Source organism: Phenylobacterium deserti (assembly GCF_003254705.1).
GTDB lineage: Bacteria > Pseudomonadota > Alphaproteobacteria > Caulobacterales > Caulobacteraceae > Phenylobacterium > Phenylobacterium deserti.
On record NZ_QFYR01000004.1, the window covers coordinates 31,909 to 46,090 of the forward strand.

At 68.9% G+C, this 14,182-nt stretch carries 13 protein-coding genes; 7 read left to right on the forward strand and 6 right to left on the reverse strand.

Translation table 11 applies throughout. The features are described 5' to 3' along the window. Positions 1-165 precede the first annotated feature (165 nt). Complete coding sequence (locus DJ018_RS15035) at positions 166-2,517, forward strand: ATP-dependent helicase (protein WP_111515796.1); 2,352 nt, start codon at positions 166-168, stop codon at positions 2,515-2,517. Between the two features lie 10 nt (positions 2,518-2,527). Then, a complete protein-coding gene (locus DJ018_RS15040) occupies positions 2,528-2,863 on the forward strand; it encodes a GIY-YIG nuclease family protein (RefSeq protein WP_240609575.1) in 336 nt (111 codons plus the stop codon). 145 nt (positions 2,864-3,008) lie between these two features. Here DJ018_RS15040 and DJ018_RS15045 read toward each other — a convergent pair whose 3' ends face one another. After that, the gene (locus tag DJ018_RS15045; protein ID WP_111515797.1) at positions 3,009-3,626 is read right to left on the reverse strand and encodes a DUF7662 domain-containing protein; all 618 of its coding nucleotides are present in this window, start codon (positions 3,624-3,626) and stop codon (positions 3,009-3,011) included. Positions 3,627-3,749: 123 nt separating this feature from the next. Between DJ018_RS15045 and DJ018_RS15050 the strand changes: the two genes are divergently transcribed. After that, positions 3,750-4,274 (forward strand): hypothetical protein, encoded by a 525-nt coding sequence (locus tag DJ018_RS15050; protein ID WP_111515798.1) that lies wholly within the window; start codon positions 3,750-3,752, stop codon positions 4,272-4,274. A gap of 41 nt (positions 4,275-4,315) precedes the next feature. Beyond that, on the forward strand, positions 4,316-5,182 hold the full coding sequence (locus tag DJ018_RS15055) for a 50S ribosomal protein L11 methyltransferase (RefSeq protein WP_111515799.1): 867 nt from the start codon (positions 4,316-4,318) through the stop codon (positions 5,180-5,182). Here DJ018_RS15055 and DJ018_RS15060 read toward each other — a convergent pair. Next, a complete protein-coding gene (locus tag DJ018_RS15060) occupies positions 5,179-5,520 on the reverse strand; it encodes a GIY-YIG nuclease family protein (protein WP_111515800.1) in 342 nt (113 codons plus the stop codon). The two genes, DJ018_RS15055 and DJ018_RS15060, sit on opposite strands and share 4 nt — an antisense overlap. A 121-nt stretch (positions 5,521-5,641) precedes the next feature. On the opposite strand from DJ018_RS15060, the gene DJ018_RS15065 reads away from it, so the two are divergent. Next, the gene (locus tag DJ018_RS15065) at positions 5,642-7,456 is read left to right on the forward strand and encodes an aminopeptidase P family protein (RefSeq protein ID WP_111515801.1); all 1,815 of its coding nucleotides are present in this window, start codon (positions 5,642-5,644) and stop codon (positions 7,454-7,456) included. Next, positions 7,456-7,938 carry a nuclear transport factor 2 family protein gene (locus DJ018_RS15070; protein ID WP_111515802.1) on the forward strand — a complete coding sequence of 161 codons (483 nt, stop codon included), beginning with the start codon at positions 7,456-7,458 and terminating at the stop codon, positions 7,936-7,938. The genes DJ018_RS15065 and DJ018_RS15070 overlap by 1 nt, the downstream gene beginning before the upstream one ends. Before the next feature lie 40 nt (positions 7,939-7,978). Here DJ018_RS15070 and ligA read toward each other — a convergent pair whose 3' ends face one another. Then, on the reverse strand, positions 7,979-10,315 hold the full coding sequence (gene ligA, locus DJ018_RS15075) for an NAD-dependent DNA ligase LigA (RefSeq protein ID WP_111515803.1): 2,337 nt from the start codon (positions 10,313-10,315) through the stop codon (positions 7,979-7,981). A gap of 46 nt (positions 10,316-10,361) precedes the next feature. Further along, the gene (locus DJ018_RS15080) at positions 10,362-10,685 is read right to left on the reverse strand and encodes an Mpo1-like protein (RefSeq protein ID WP_111515804.1); all 324 of its coding nucleotides are present in this window, start codon (positions 10,683-10,685) and stop codon (positions 10,362-10,364) included. Between the two features lie 100 nt (positions 10,686-10,785). Here DJ018_RS15080 and DJ018_RS15085 point away from each other — a divergent pair, with 100 nt between their 5' ends. Next, positions 10,786-11,367, forward strand: a complete 582-nt coding sequence (locus tag DJ018_RS15085; protein ID WP_111515805.1) for a hypothetical protein — start codon at positions 10,786-10,788, stop codon at positions 11,365-11,367. Here DJ018_RS15085 and recN read toward each other — a convergent pair. Both recN and DJ018_RS15095 read right to left on the reverse strand, forming a co-directional pair. Continuing rightward, the gene (recN, locus tag DJ018_RS15090) at positions 11,364-13,061 is read right to left on the reverse strand and encodes a DNA repair protein RecN (protein WP_111515806.1); all 1,698 of its coding nucleotides are present in this window, start codon (positions 13,059-13,061) and stop codon (positions 11,364-11,366) included. The genes DJ018_RS15085 and recN overlap by 4 nt on opposite strands. Before the next feature lie 46 nt (positions 13,062-13,107). Beyond that, positions 13,108-14,031 (reverse strand): outer membrane protein assembly factor BamD, encoded by a 924-nt coding sequence (locus DJ018_RS15095; RefSeq protein ID WP_420849527.1) that lies wholly within the window; start codon positions 14,029-14,031, stop codon positions 13,108-13,110. Positions 14,032-14,182 lie beyond the last annotated feature (151 nt).

The window sequence follows — 14,182 nt, forward strand, 5'->3', positions numbered from 1 at the left end:
CCCCAGCCAAGAAAGCGACCCAGGGGCTCGTGCGTCGTTCAGATGCGTTCGCCATGGTCGACCCTCCCTCAGAGCGTCTCGTCAGCCTAACGGGCCCCTCCCAGCGAAGTTCCTGCGGCGGCCTAGCCCCTTAAGTGACGCGTCCGTCGTGCTACATATGTTCCGATGTCTCCTCCCGAATCCCATTCCGAGTACGAAGCCCCGGCCTTGCGCATCAGCGAGATGGCGCGGCCGCGCGGGCCCGAGGCCGACCTGCTGGGCGGCCTGAACCCTGAACAACGCGATGCGGTGGAGACCACCGACGGGCCGGTGCTGGTTCTGGCCGGCGCGGGCACCGGCAAGACCCGGGTGCTGACCACGCGCCTGGCGCACATCCTGTCGACGGGCCGTGCGCGGCCTTGGGAGCTGCTGGCCGTCACCTTCACCAACAAGGCCGCGCGTGAGATGCGCGAGCGGATCACGGCCATGATCGGCCCGACCGCCGAAGGCCTGCGCTGGCTGGGCACCTTCCACTCGGTGGCCGCCCAGATCCTGCGACGCCACGCCGAGCTGGTGGGCTTGAAATCGAACTACACCATCCTCGACGACGACGATCAGGAACGCCTGATCAAACAGATCCTCGAAGCCGAGAACATCGACACCAAGCGCTGGACGCCCAAAGCGCTGGGCGGCCTGATCGATCACTGGAAGAACCGCGGCTGGACGCCCGACCGGCTGCCGCCGGCGGAAAGCCAGCACTTCGCGAACGGCCGCGGCCAAGCGCTCTACCGCATGTACCAGGATCGGCTGCGGGTGCTGAACGCCTGCGACTTCGGCGACCTGCTGCTGCACAACCTGACGATCTTCCAGAACAATCCGGACGTCCTGGCCGAGTACCACGACCGGTTCCGGTACGTGCTGGTGGACGAGTATCAGGACACCAACGTCGCCCAGTACCTGTGGCTGCGCCTGCTGGCCCAGAAGCGGCAGAACGTCTGCTGCGTCGGTGACGACGACCAGTCGATCTACGGCTGGCGCGGTGCAGAGGTGGACAACATCCTGCGCTTCGAGCGGGACTTCCCCGGCGCCAAGGTGATCCGGCTGGAGCGCAACTATCGCTCGACCAGCCACATCCTGGCCGCGGCCTCCGGCCTGATCGCCGCCAACAAGAGCCGCCTGGGAAAGACCCTGTGGACCGAAAGCGAAGGCGGCGAAAAGGTCATCGTCCGCGGCGTCTGGGACGGCGAGGCCGAAAGCCGGCTAATCGCCGACGAGATCGAACGGGCCCGAAAGGGCTCCACCGACAAGAACCCGCGCAAGTACCGCGACATCGCCATCCTGGTCCGCGCCTCGTTCCAGATGCGCGCGTTCGAAGAGCGGTTCGTGCTGCTGCAGATCCCCTACACGGTTGTGGGCGGCCCACGCTTCTTCGAACGGATGGAGATCCGCGATGCGCACGCCTACCTGCGCCTGATCCACTCGCCCGACGACGACTTGGCTTTCGAGCGGATCGTCAACACGCCCAAGCGGGGCATCGGCGACACCACCGTCCAGAAGCTGCTGCACATCGCACGGGTGAACGGCGTGCCGGCCAGCACCGCCGCGCGCGAGCTGGTCCGCACGGACGAGCTCGCCGCCAAGACGCGCACGGCCCTGTCCAACTTCCTGCGCGACCTTGATCGCTGGCGCGCCGAGGCGGCGCGGATCCACCACGCGCGGCTGATGGAGACCGTGCTGGACGAGAGCGGCTACACGGACGCCCTGCGACTGGACAAGACGCCCACCGCCCAGACCCGGCTGGAGAACCTCAAGGAACTCGTCCAATCGATGCAGTCGTTCGAGACGCTGGAGAACTATCTCGAGCACGTCTCGCTGGTGATGGATCTCGACCGCGGGGCGGGCGAGGACGCGGTGCAGATCATGACCCTGCACTCGGCCAAGGGGCTGGAGTTCCCGCTGGTCTTCCTGCCCGGCTGGGAGGAAGGCGTGTTTCCGTCGCAGCGTTCGATGGACGAGAAGGGCGAGAAGGGACTCGAGGAGGAGCGCCGGCTGGCCTACGTCGGCATCACCCGCGCCCGCGAGGAGGCCCGCATCTCCTTCGCGGCCAATCGCCAGGTCTATGGCCGCTGGACCAGCCAGCTGCCGTCGCGCTTCGTCGACGAGCTGCCCCTGGCCAACGTCGAGGCGTCGTCCGAGACGGGCTACTACGGCGGCGGCCCAGGCATGCAGCAGCATGGCAGCCGCTGGGACGAGAGCCCCTCGTTCGGGGCGGGCTACACCTCGCCGGGCTGGAAGCGCGCTCAGACCTCGGGCTACCGCGGCAGCCATCCGGGCCGTCAGCAGGTGATCGAGGGCGAAGGCCGGCTCGTAGCCGTGTCAGAAAGCTCGGCCGCCAGCGCCTACAAGCGCGGCGACCGGGTCTTTCACGTGAAGTTCGGCTATGGCGGCGTCAAAAGCGTCGAGGGCAACAAGCTCACCGTGTCCTTCGACAAGGCCGGCGAGAAGAAGGTGATCGACAGCTTCGTCGAGAAGGCTTGAGGGCGAGGCGGTGGCGGAGCTCATCCACTCCACCACCGCCGTCTACATGCTGGCGAGCCGCAAGCACGGCACGATCTACACAGGTGTGAGCGGGCGCTTTCTCCACCGGATCGTCGAGCACCGCGAAGGTCTACGGGAGGGCTTCACCAGCCGGTACCGGGTGAAGCGCCTCGTTTGGTTCGAGCTGCACCACGCGATCGAACCCGCCATCCGGCGAGAGAAGTCCCTGAAGAAGTACCCGCGAGCGTGGAAGATCAACCTGATCGAGCGCGACAATCCGCACTGGCACGACTTGTTCGATGGGCTGCTGCAGGAAGACGGACCGCTGTCGAACGTTCAGAGATGAGACCGTCATGGCCGGGCTTGTCCCGGCCACCCATGCACACCCAATCCGCCGATGATCGCGCTGCGGCCGACGGAGCGCCAAGAGCAGCCGCAACGGAGTTCATGGGTGGCCGGGACAAGCCCGGCCATGACGGAAAGGTTTTGAGCTACTTCCGACGCAGCGTGCGGAAGGCGAAGGCGCCGAGCGCTCCGACGATCGCCGCACCGCCGGCCACGAGCGCGCCGACGCCTTTCATGCGGGTGTTGTGCATCTGGCGTGAGGCGTCTTCGGCCGCTTCCTTCATGAGCGCAGGCTGCACTTCGGTGCTCACGGCCGGCTGGGGCGTCTGCGCTTCCGGCATCGGAACGCCGCCGGCGCCTTCCTCCGGCTTGGGTGCGGCGGGCTCCTCCACCGTCGGCTGAGCGCCGGCGCTCTCCATGGCGGCGGGCGGCGCGGGCTTCGGCGCGACCTCCGGCGCCTGCACCTGCGCGCCTTCCGCAAGGGGTTCGAGCTCGGCCACCTGCTGGATCACCGCGGCCGAAGCGGCGCTGCGGCGGAAGATGACTGTCTCGGCTTGAGGATCGATGTCGCCCACTTCCCAGCCGTGCGCGGCCCAGGCGCGGCTGTGGCTCTTCTCCGGATCGTTGACCCACCACTTGCGGCCCGTTCGCGCACCCTTGGGCAGCGGAAAGCCCAGCACCTGTTCAAGGTCGGAGAAGTTCGCCCGCCATTCATCGGCCGAGTGACCGCGCAGTTGTTCAGACAGCGGCTCGTACTTGCTCATTGGGGGGCTTCTCCTCTGTTCGGCCCCTCAACGCTTGAGCTGAAAAGATGGCGCCAAGCGGGCTGAACCAACTCCCCTGCTGTGCGCTGTTACGCGGAACTCGATCAACAAAGGCATGGGATCGTGAAGGGCAAGGCGCTGTACTCGGGGGCGGGCTTGGCGGTGGTCGCGGGGCTGCTCATGGGAGCGGCGATGAAGCCGGACCTCGGCGTCGCTCGCCCGAACGGACCGCAGATCTTCGGCGAATGGCCGGCGGGCGGACCGACCGGTCCCTTCGACACCGACGCCCTGGCGTTCGCCGCCTACGCGTCCAAGATTCCGGACTATGTGCTGGGCACCGACTGGCGCCAGGCGGTCGCCATGCCGGTGGCCTATCAGGCCGAAGCCTACCAGCCTGAGGAGCCGGCGAGCGACTACCCCGAGTACGCTGAAGCCGAGTACACCGCTCAGAGCTACGACTACAGCCGGCCTGCCTGGGAAGAGCCAGCCCGCGAGGCGCCGTCGTATCCGTCGATGGCGGGCGGGGTCGCCTATGGGCAGCCGGTGGCCCAAGACGCCGTGGCCGTGCAGGTGCTGGATGAACCGGCGCCGACGTTCGACCCCGACGCGCCGCCGGAAGCGACCGGCGACACAAGCGTTTCCGGCTGATCCCCCTCGCCTTTCGGAGCGGTCCCCGCTAGCAGGGGCCCATGACCGAACAGGCCATCCAGATCATCGCCCGCGGCCCGCGCATTGAGGCCGAAGCCGCCGCCGCCCGCATCGACGAGACGCCGGGCGCCGACACCCTCACCTACTCCATCCTGGAAGAAGACGAGGACCACGACGTCTGGCGCATCGACGCCTTCCCGACTTCGGACGAGGAGCGTGACGCGACGCTGGAGGCGTTGAAGGCCTTTCCGGAACTTCGGGTCACCACCGAGGTGCTGGCCGACGCCGACTGGCTGGCCATGGCGCTGTCCGGCCTGCCGCCGGTGCGCGCCGGCCGCTTCTTCATCTACGGCGCCCACGACCGCGGACTTGCGCCGCCGTCGACGGTGAACCTGCGCATCGAGGCGGGCGCCGCCTTCGGCACCGGCCACCACGGCACCACCGTCGGCTGCCTGATCGCCTATGACCGCCTGCTGAAGCGCAAGAGCTTCCGAAGGGTGCTGGACGTGGGCTGCGGCACGGGCGTGCTGGCCATCGCGGCCAGCAAGACCGGCGCGAACGTCGCCGTCGGCACCGACATCGACCGTGTCTCCGTGCGGATCGCCAACGAGAACGCCAAGCTCAACCGCTCGCAGGCGCGGTTCGTCCACGCCTGGGGGCTGAACGACACCAAAGTGCGGGCCAAGGCGCCCTATGACCTGGTGTTCGCCAACATTCTCGCCCCGCCGCTCGTCTTCCTGTCGCAGGACATCAAGATGGCGCTGAAGCCCGGCGGCCTTGCAATCCTGTCCGGCCTGCTGCGGACGCAGGAGCGCCGGGTGCTGGCCGCCTACACTTCGAAGGGCTTCCGCCTCGTGCGTCGCCTGCACCGCGACGCTTGGGCGACGCTGGTGGTTCAGCGGCCCTAGAACATCCGGCGAGCGCCCATGGCTTCGAGCCAATGGGCCTCCCGCTCCTTCAGCAGGACGTTGCGCGAATAGTCGCTGAGGTCCTCGTCCTCGATCGCCTCCAGCACTTCGTAGCGGAAGGCCTCAGCCCCGTGCGCGTTCCAGGCGGCCTGCAGCGCGCGGTTCATGTGCGAGCCGAGCCGCAGGCTGAACCAGATCCCGTTCTGCTGCTGGGCAAGGTTGCGCGAGGCCGCCACCCAGGCCTCGCCCGTGGCGGCGCAGCGAACGGCGAACACCCCAGGCTCGATCTTCCGTTCCTTATAGTCGCGCACGGCCTCGCGGCGGCTTTGCCTGTCCATGATCCAGCTCCTTGCCGGTGCGCTGGTAAGCAAGCGCGGGAGCGGAGTCAATTATACCCGGGTATATATTGAGGCTCAGCGCGCCTTTGCCGCGGACGGCCGAAGCGACTAAATCGGACCCATGCGCCAGACCTTCGACGAAAGCACCGATCCGTCCTTCGGCTCCCAGCATGTGCCGCTGATCCGCCAGGCCATGAGCCGCCACGGCCTCGACGGCCTGCTGGTCCCCCATGAGGACGAGCACCAGAACGAATACCTGCCGGCGGCGAACGATCGGCTGGGGTGGGCCACCGGCTTCACCGGCTCGGCCGGGGCGGCGGTGATCTTTCAGGACAAGGCGGCGATCTTCGTGGACGGCCGCTACACCCTGCAGGTGCGTGACCAGGTGGACCAGGGCCTGTTCGAGATCCGCGACCTCGTCGAAGGGGGCGTCACCGCCTATCTCGAGACCGCCGCGCGCACCGGCCAGACCATCGGCTATGATCCGCGCCTGCACAGCCCCGATGCGCTGGAGCGGCTGAAGGTGGCGGCGGCGCGGGCCGGTGCGCAGCTGAAGCCGGTCACGCCCAACCCGCTCGACGAGGCCTGGGGCATGGCGCGTCCATCCCAGCCCACCGCGCCCGTGGTCCCGCATCCGCTGCAGTATGCGGGCGAGGAGTCGTCGGCCAAGCGGGCCCGCATCGGCCAGGCGCTGGGCGCGTCCGGCGCGGACGCCGCGGTGCTCACCGCGCCATCGTCCATCGCCTGGCTGTTCAACATCCGCGGCGGCGACGTGATCCGCTCGCCCCTGCCGCTGGGACAGGCGATCCTGAACGCGGACGGCTCGGCGCGGCTGTTCCTCGACCCGGTGAAGGTCACGCCCGACCTGCCGGCTTGGCTGGGCAACGAGGTGCGGCTGGAGACCCCTGAGGACCTGCCGGCGGCGCTGAAGGATCTCGCCAGCAAGCGCGTGGTGGTCGATCCGGGCCAGTCTTCCGCCTGGTACTTCGAGGCGCTGGCGGACGCCGGCGCCCTGGTGGTCCGCAGCGAGGACCCTTGCGCCCTGCCCCGGGCCTGCAAGAACGCCGTTGAGATCGCGGGCGCGCGCACCGCTCACGCCCGCGACGGCGCGGCCGTCACGCGCTTTCTCCACTGGCTGGCCACGGAGGCGCAGACCAGCCTCCCCGACGAGATCGAGGTGGTGAGCAAGCTGGAAAGCTTCCGGGAAGCCACCGGAGCGCTGAAGGATCTCAGCTTCGACACCATCGCAGGGGCGGGCTCGAACGGGGCCATCGTGCACTACCGGCCGACGGAGCGCCTGAACAAGCGCACCCAGGCCGGCTCGCTTCTGCTGGTGGACTCGGGAGCTCAGTACCTCGACGGCACCACCGACATCACCCGCACCGTCGCCATCGGCGAGCCGACGCAGGAGATGCGCGAGCGCTTCACCCTGGTGCTGAAGGGCAACCTCGCCCTGGCGCGGGTCCGCTTCCCGGCGGGGACGACCGGCTCGGCCCTGGACGCCCTGGCGCGGATCGCCCTTTGGGAGCGAGGGCTCGACTTTGACCATGGCACCGGTCACGGCGTGGGCTCGTACCTGGGCGTCCACGAGGGTCCGCAACGGATCTCCAAGGCGCCCAACATGGTCGCGCTGCGACCGGGCATGATCGTGTCCAACGAGCCGGGCTACTACAAGGAAGGCGCCTACGGCATCCGCATCGAGAACCTGCAGTTCGTCACCGCCCCCGAGCCGGTGGCCGGCGGCGAGCGGCCGATGCTGGGCTTCGAGACCCTGACGCTGGCGCCGATCGACCGGCGGCTGATCGACCGCGAGCTGCTGACACCGGAAGAGCGCCGCCAGCTCGACGCCTATCACGCGCGGGTCCTGGAGGTGGTGGGCCCGCAGGTCGAGCCGGACATCCGCGCCTGGCTGGTGGAAGCCACGGCGCCGATCTGATGCGCCCGCTCGCCGCCACTCTCGCCGCGCTTGCGCTGGTCGCCGGACCCGCGCTCGCCGCCCCGAAGCCGGACCCGGCAAACGCCGAGGTGCTCGCGGTGGTGGACCGCTTCTTCGCCGGGCTGAAGGCCGGAGACTGGACGTCGGTCGAGGGCCTGCTGATCCCGGAGGGGACGATCAACGTCCAACGGACGCTGCCGGACGGCGGAAACCACCATCGCGTCCTCACCTTCCGCGCCTGGCTCGACAGCCTGGCGGGCAAGCCCGGTTTCGAGGAGCAGTACTGGAGCCCAACGGTGCTGCGCCGCGGGCCGATCGCGGTGGTGTGGGCGCCTTACGAGGTGCACACGCCGCAGGACCGCCACTGCGGCATCGACTCCTTCGACCTCGTCCAGAAGGACGGCACCTGGAAGATCGCCAACCTGATGTGGACGTCCGAGCCCGACGCCTGCGAGGCGCTGGGCTGGAAGCCGAAGGGCTGATCTTACCGAGAGGTCGGGTTCCCCGGAGGGGGAGCAAGGATCACCCGCCGATCAGGGCCAGCCATTCCTCTTCGGAGATCACCTGGACGCCGTGCTTTTCGGCGTCCTTGAGCTTGGAACCGGCGCCCGGGCCGGCGACGACCAGGTCCGTCTTCTTGGACACCGATCCAGAGACCTTGGCGCCCAGCCGCTCGGCTTGCGCCTTGGCTTCGTCACGGGTCATGCGCTCGAGCGCTCCGGTGAACACCACCGTCTTTCCCGCCACGGCGGTGTCCGACTTGGGCTTCTCGGCCGGGATCACCCGCAGTTCGCCCAGCAGGCTGTCGACCATGGCGCGGTTGTGGTCCTCGGCGAAGAAGGCCGCGATCATGCGCGCCGCCACCACGCCGACGGTTCCGATGGACGCCAGTTCCTGGAACGCCTCGCCCGGCGTTTGGGCCAGCGCCTGAGCGGCGGCGGCCTCGAAGCTCGCCCAGTCTCCGAACCGCTCCGCCAGAGCGGTCCTGGCGCGGGCGTTGAGGCGCGGGATCGCCAGACGCAGGTGCTCTTCCAGCGACGCGCTTGCGGGGATCAGCAGGGCCGGCCGACTGCGCGCGAAGTCGAGGACGGCGGCCAGGGCGGTGGGGCCAAGGCCTTCGAGATCGGACAGCTCCGCATAGAGGGAGCCCGCCGTCTGATCAGCTGCGGCCCGGGCTGTGGCGACGAAAGCCTCGGCCGTTTCAAAGTGGCGCGCCAGGGCCAGCGAGGTCGTCTCACCGACGTGCCGGATGCCCAGGCCGTAAACGAAGCGCTCCAGCGCGATCTCGCGACGGGCCTCGATGCCATCCAGCAGGTTGCGGACGCTGGTTTCGCCGAAGCGGTCCAGCGCCAGCAGCTCGTCGCGCTTTTCGTGCAGGCGGAAGATGTCGGCCGGCGAGTTCAGCCAGCCGCGCTCGCTGAACAGGGTCAGCTGCTTTTCGCCCAGCCCTTCGATGTCGAAGGCGCGGCGGCTGACGAAATGACGAAGGTGGGCGAGCTTCTGGAACGGACAGGCAAACTCGCCGGAGCAGCGCCGCACCACCGTCTCGGCGCCCGACGCGGTGGTCTCGCGCACCACTTCGGTCTTCAGCGGGCAAGGGCACAGGTGCGGGAAGTCGTAGGGCTCGGCGTCCGCCGGCCGCTCCTCCGGGATGATGGAGAGGATCTGCGGGATCACATCGCCGGCGCGCTGCAGGATCACCGTGTCGCCGATCCGGACATCCAGGCGGGCGATCTCGTCGGCGTTGTGCAGAGTGGCGTTGGTCACCACAACACCGCCGACCGTCACCGGCTGCAGCCGCGCCACGGGCGTAAGAGCCCCGGTGCGACCGACCTGAATATCGATCGCCTCCAGCACGGTGCGGGCCTGCTGCGCCGGGAACTTGCGCGCGATGCCCCAGCGCGGCGCGCGGGACACGAAGCCCAGCCGCTGCTGCCAGTCCAAGCGATCGACCTTGTAGACCACGCCGTCGATGTCGAAGCCGAGCTTGGGCCGCTCCGCCTCCATGTAGCGATAGGCCTCCAGCAGGCCTTCAACGCCCTCCACCCGCCGGCTCTGCGGAGTCACCTGGAAGCCCCAGGCCTTCAGCATCTGCAGGGCTTCCCACTGGGTTTCCGCGAAGGGCGTGCTGAACAGGCCCCAGGCATAGGCGAAGAACCGCAGCGGGCGTTGGGCGGTGATCTTGGAGTCGATCTGGCGCAAAGACCCCGCGGCGGCGTTGCGCGGATTGGCGTAAGTGCGCTGGCCGGCGGCTTCGGCGGCGGCGTTCAAGGCGGCGAACTCCTCCGCCCCGAGGTAGACTTCGCCGCGGATCTCGATCTCGGACGGCCAGCCTGAGCCAGACAGCTTGTGCGGGATATCGCCAATGGTGCGGATGTTCTCGGTGACGTCCTCCCCCACCCGGCCGTCGCCGCGCGTGGCTGCGCGCACCAGCCGGCCGTCGCGGTAGAGCACCGAGGCCGACAAGCCGTCGATCTTGGGCTCGGCCGTATAGGCCACCTCCCCGTCCAGCCGCAGGAAGCGCTTCACCCGCGCATCGAATTCGAGGGCGTCCTCGTCGGAGAAGGCATTGTCGAGGGACAGCATGGGCACGCCGTGCTCGACGGGCGCGAACTGCTCGGACCGCGCGGCGCCCACCCGCAGGCTTGGCGAGTTGTCCCGCACCAGATGTGGAAAGCGCTGTTCGACGGCGGCGTTGCGCTGCTTGAGCGCATCGTAGTCGGCGTCCGACACCGTCGGCGCGTCTTCCTGGTAGTAGCGGATGTCGTGCGCCGCGATCTCGTCGGCCAGGGCGGTGAGCTCCTGCACCGCTTCGGCTTCGGTGAGCTGGTCGATCGGTTTGGTGCGCGCAGAATCCATGCCGGCAAGCTAGCCGATCCCGCGGCCTCTCGCAGGCCCCCGCCGCCTAGAACCGACGCTTGCCGGTCACGGTTTCCCAGAACAGCCGGAAGTCGCCCAACAGGCTCCACAACGGGTACTTGAAGGTAGCGGGCCGGTTCTTCTCGAAGAAGAAGTGCCCCACCCAGGCGAACCCATAGCCGAGCAGAGGCATGGCGAGCAGCCACCATGGGTTCTGCGTCAGCAGGAACGCCACGAAGGCGGCGATCACCAGAGCTGTGCCGACCACATGGATGCGGCGGCAAGTGCGGTTCGCATGCTCGTGGATGTAGAAGGGGTAGAAGGCCTCGAAGGAGGCGTACCGATCGCCTGCGGTTTTGCGCTCGTCCATGTCCGAAGGGTGCGCCCGCGACCGGCTTGCGTCAAATCAGGCGCCGGGGCATGGCAAGCCGGGCTGGCCACCAAGCTGGCGTTCCTGGCGGGGCAGCAGGATGCATCAACGCTCTCGGCTGAAGGTGGGGCTGGACGTGCCCTGGGTGACCAGCTGGAGCGCCGAGCAGGTGCTGGGCGTGCGCCCCTGCCCTTCCCTCAACGGCGGCCTTGCGGTGGTGCAGGCCGAGCAGCCCGGATGCGGGCGGCCGAACTACTCGCAGAACCATCTGGTCCGACAGCGCTGGTCCGTCCGCAGGATGCTTTGTCCGATGTGCGGGAAGCCTACGACGCAGGACGATCGCTGGAGCCAGACCGGAAGGTTGGTGACAGCCGGGGCGCTGCGCCAGAAGGGCCTCGCGACGCTGCTTCCCGTCACTGTACCGGACACAGAGCTCCTGCTGGACGCCGGCGCGATCTCACCTGCCCATCGCGCTTGCGCCGACCTGGCGCTGGAGCGCTGCCCGCACCTGCAGGCGCACGCCAATCCCGAACCGTTGAGGTTTCCGAACCGCTGGACGGTGTTGCCGCTGAAGGTCGAGGCGCGCCCCCAGCCAGCTCACGCGCTGGAGCGGCGCACGCGCGGGGAAGCCGTCGCGGTGACCAGTTTCCTGCAGCTGCTGGGGCTGCCGGACGCGGCTTAAGCGCCGATCAGCGCCCGCGCAGCGGCGCGTGCGGCGTCGGTGATCTGGGCGCCGGCCAGCATGCGGGCGATCTCTTCCTCGCGCTCGGCCGGCGAGAGGATCTCCACATTGGTGCGCAGGCGTTCGGCGTCGCCAGCCTTGGAGATGCGCCAGTGCGCATCGCCGCGAGCTGCCACCTGGGGCGAGTGCGTGACCACCAGAACCTGAGCGTTGGCCGCCAGGCGCTTGAGCCGAAGGCCCACGGCGTCGGCCACCGCGCCGCCGACGCCCTGATCTACCTCGTCGAAGATCATCAAAGGCTGCGGACCGCTGGCCCGCCCCGCCAGCGACGCCTTCAAGGCCAGGGCGAAACGGGCGAGTTCGCCGCCGGAAGCGATCGCGCCGAGGTCGCCAAACGGCGCGCCCGGATTGGTGGCGATCTCGAACGCCACGCGATCGAGGCCGGTGGGTCCCGCTCGCTCCTCGGACAGCGGCTCGACAGCGACGCGGAACCGCGCCTTTTCGAGTTTCAAAGGGGCAAGCTCGGCCATCACCGCCGCAGCGAGCCGTTCACCCGCCGCCTTCCGGGCGTCGGTGAGCGCGGCGGCTTCGGCAAGGTAGGCCGTCTTGGCGGCGGTGAGCGCCGTCTCGGCAGCCTTCAGGTCGCCCTCGGACGATTCCACCGCCCGCAGCCGTTCGGCGAACCGAACCCGCAGCAGGGGCAGCTCTTCGACGCTGACGTTCAGCTTGCGGGCGAGACCTCGCAGGTCGAACAGCCGCTCCTCGGTCTTCTCGAGTTCGTCGGGCTCGAAGTCGAAGGCCTCCGCTGCCGTGTCCACCGCCGCTTCGGCTTCCTGAGCCTCGATCAGCACGCGGTCCATGGCCTCGGCGGCCTGCACAAGGCGCGCGACCGTCGGCCCGTCCTGAGCAGCGCCCGCGGTCACCGCCCGCTCGCGCGCACGCTCCAGAGCACGGAGCGCCGAAGCGACCTTTGCGGACAGGCCGTCGAAAGCGCCGCGCGCCGAGGCGATGTCGGCCAGGGACTTCTCGGCGGCGCCGAGAATGGCGCGCTGTTCCGCCAGCTCCGTCTCCTCGCCCTCGCGCGGGTCGAGGCGTTCGATCTCCGCCAGGCGCAAGGTGAGCTCTTCGGTTTCCGCGGCGGCGCGATCCACGTCGGCCCGCAAGGCATCGACGCGTTCGCGCGCCTCACGCCAGGTGCGCCAGCGCTCCGCAACCTTCCCGCTCTGCGCGTCCAAGCCGCCGAAGGTGTCCAGCAGGGGCCGGTGGGTGCGAGCGTCCAGCAGGCCCACAGTCTCGTGCTGACCATGGACCTCCAGCAGCAGCTCGCCGATCTCCTTGAGGACGCCGACGCCGGTCGCCTGATCGTTCACGAAGGCGCGGCTCCGCCCATCGGCCGACAAGGTGCGGCGCAGGACGAGATCCTCGTCGCGGGCGTAGGACAGCCCCTTGTCTTCCAGCAGATCCCAAACCGGGTGCTGCGGAGGCGGCGCGAACACGGCGGACACCGCCGCCTGGGCAGCGCCCCGGCGCACCAGCCCGGCGTCGGCGCGCGCGCCGGTGGCCAGGCCCAGACTGTCGAGGATGATCGACTTGCCCGCGCCCGTCTCACCGGTAAGCGCGGTGAGACCCGGCCCGATGGACAGGTCCAGGGCCTCGATCAGCACCACGTCGCGGATCCACAGTCCGATCAGCATCGGCGCAAGATCACCCGGAATCGGAGCTGTCGGAAAGAGCTGAGTTCTACTTAGGTTCCGCGGCCGCAGTCTGCTGCTGCGCCTCGTTCGCGCTGACGGCCGCCGGCGGAGCGATGGTCGTCGACTTGCGCTTCATGAACGGGATGCGGATCAGGCCGCGACGCTGGCCGCCGCCGCTGGGCTCCACGGCCGGGCGCAGACCGCGGTCGGTCAGCAGGCTGTAGGCGTCGGAGTACCAGCCGTCGCCCGGGTAGTTGTAGCCGAGCACCGACCCGTTCCGCTTGGCCTCTTCCATGAGGCCGAGCGTCAGATAGGACTCGACGAGGCGGTAGAGCGCCTCGGGCGTGTGGCTGGTGGTTTGATAGCGGTCGACCACGGTCTTGAAGCGGCCGATGGCGGCCAGGGTATCGCCCTGGCGCAGGTACCAGCGACCGATAGTCATTTCCTTGCCGGCCAGCTGGTCGTTGACCATGTCGATCTTCAGGCGGGCGTCCTGCGCGTATTCGGTGTTCGGGTAGCGCTGGACGACATTGCGCAGGGCGTCGAGCGCCTGGCCCGTGGCGGCCTGATCCCGGCCCACGTCGACGATCTGTTCGAAGTAGCAGACGGCCTTGATGTAGTGCGCGTAGGCGGCCGCCGGGTTGCCCGGATAGAGCTGAATGAACCGGTCGGCGTCGGCGATGGCTTCGGGATAGTCGTTGCCCTGGTAGTGGGCGTAGGCCTGCATCAGGACCGCGCGGCGCGACCATTCCGAATAGGGGTGCTGGCGTTCCACTTCGCGGAAGTAGTCGACAGCCGTGCCCCATTGGCGACGGTCCAGGCGATCGGCGCCCGTGGCGTAGAGCAGCTCCACCGGGCGCTCTTCATAGGCGAGCCGGGTCTTCGGCTTCTTGGTCCCGGCGCACCCCGCCAAGGCCAGCGCACAGACACCAGCGACCAGAACCGGGCGAGCCCACGTATTGCGAAGCACGGACACCTTCACCTCAAAGGACCAACGCGCGCCCCCCGGCTTGCGTGCGATGCTTCTACACCACGCCCGGGCCCGCGCAAACGGAACGGAATAGCGCGGAGCCCTGCGGCGGAATGAGGGCGGACCTTCAGCTCAGGCCCGCCCCGCGACC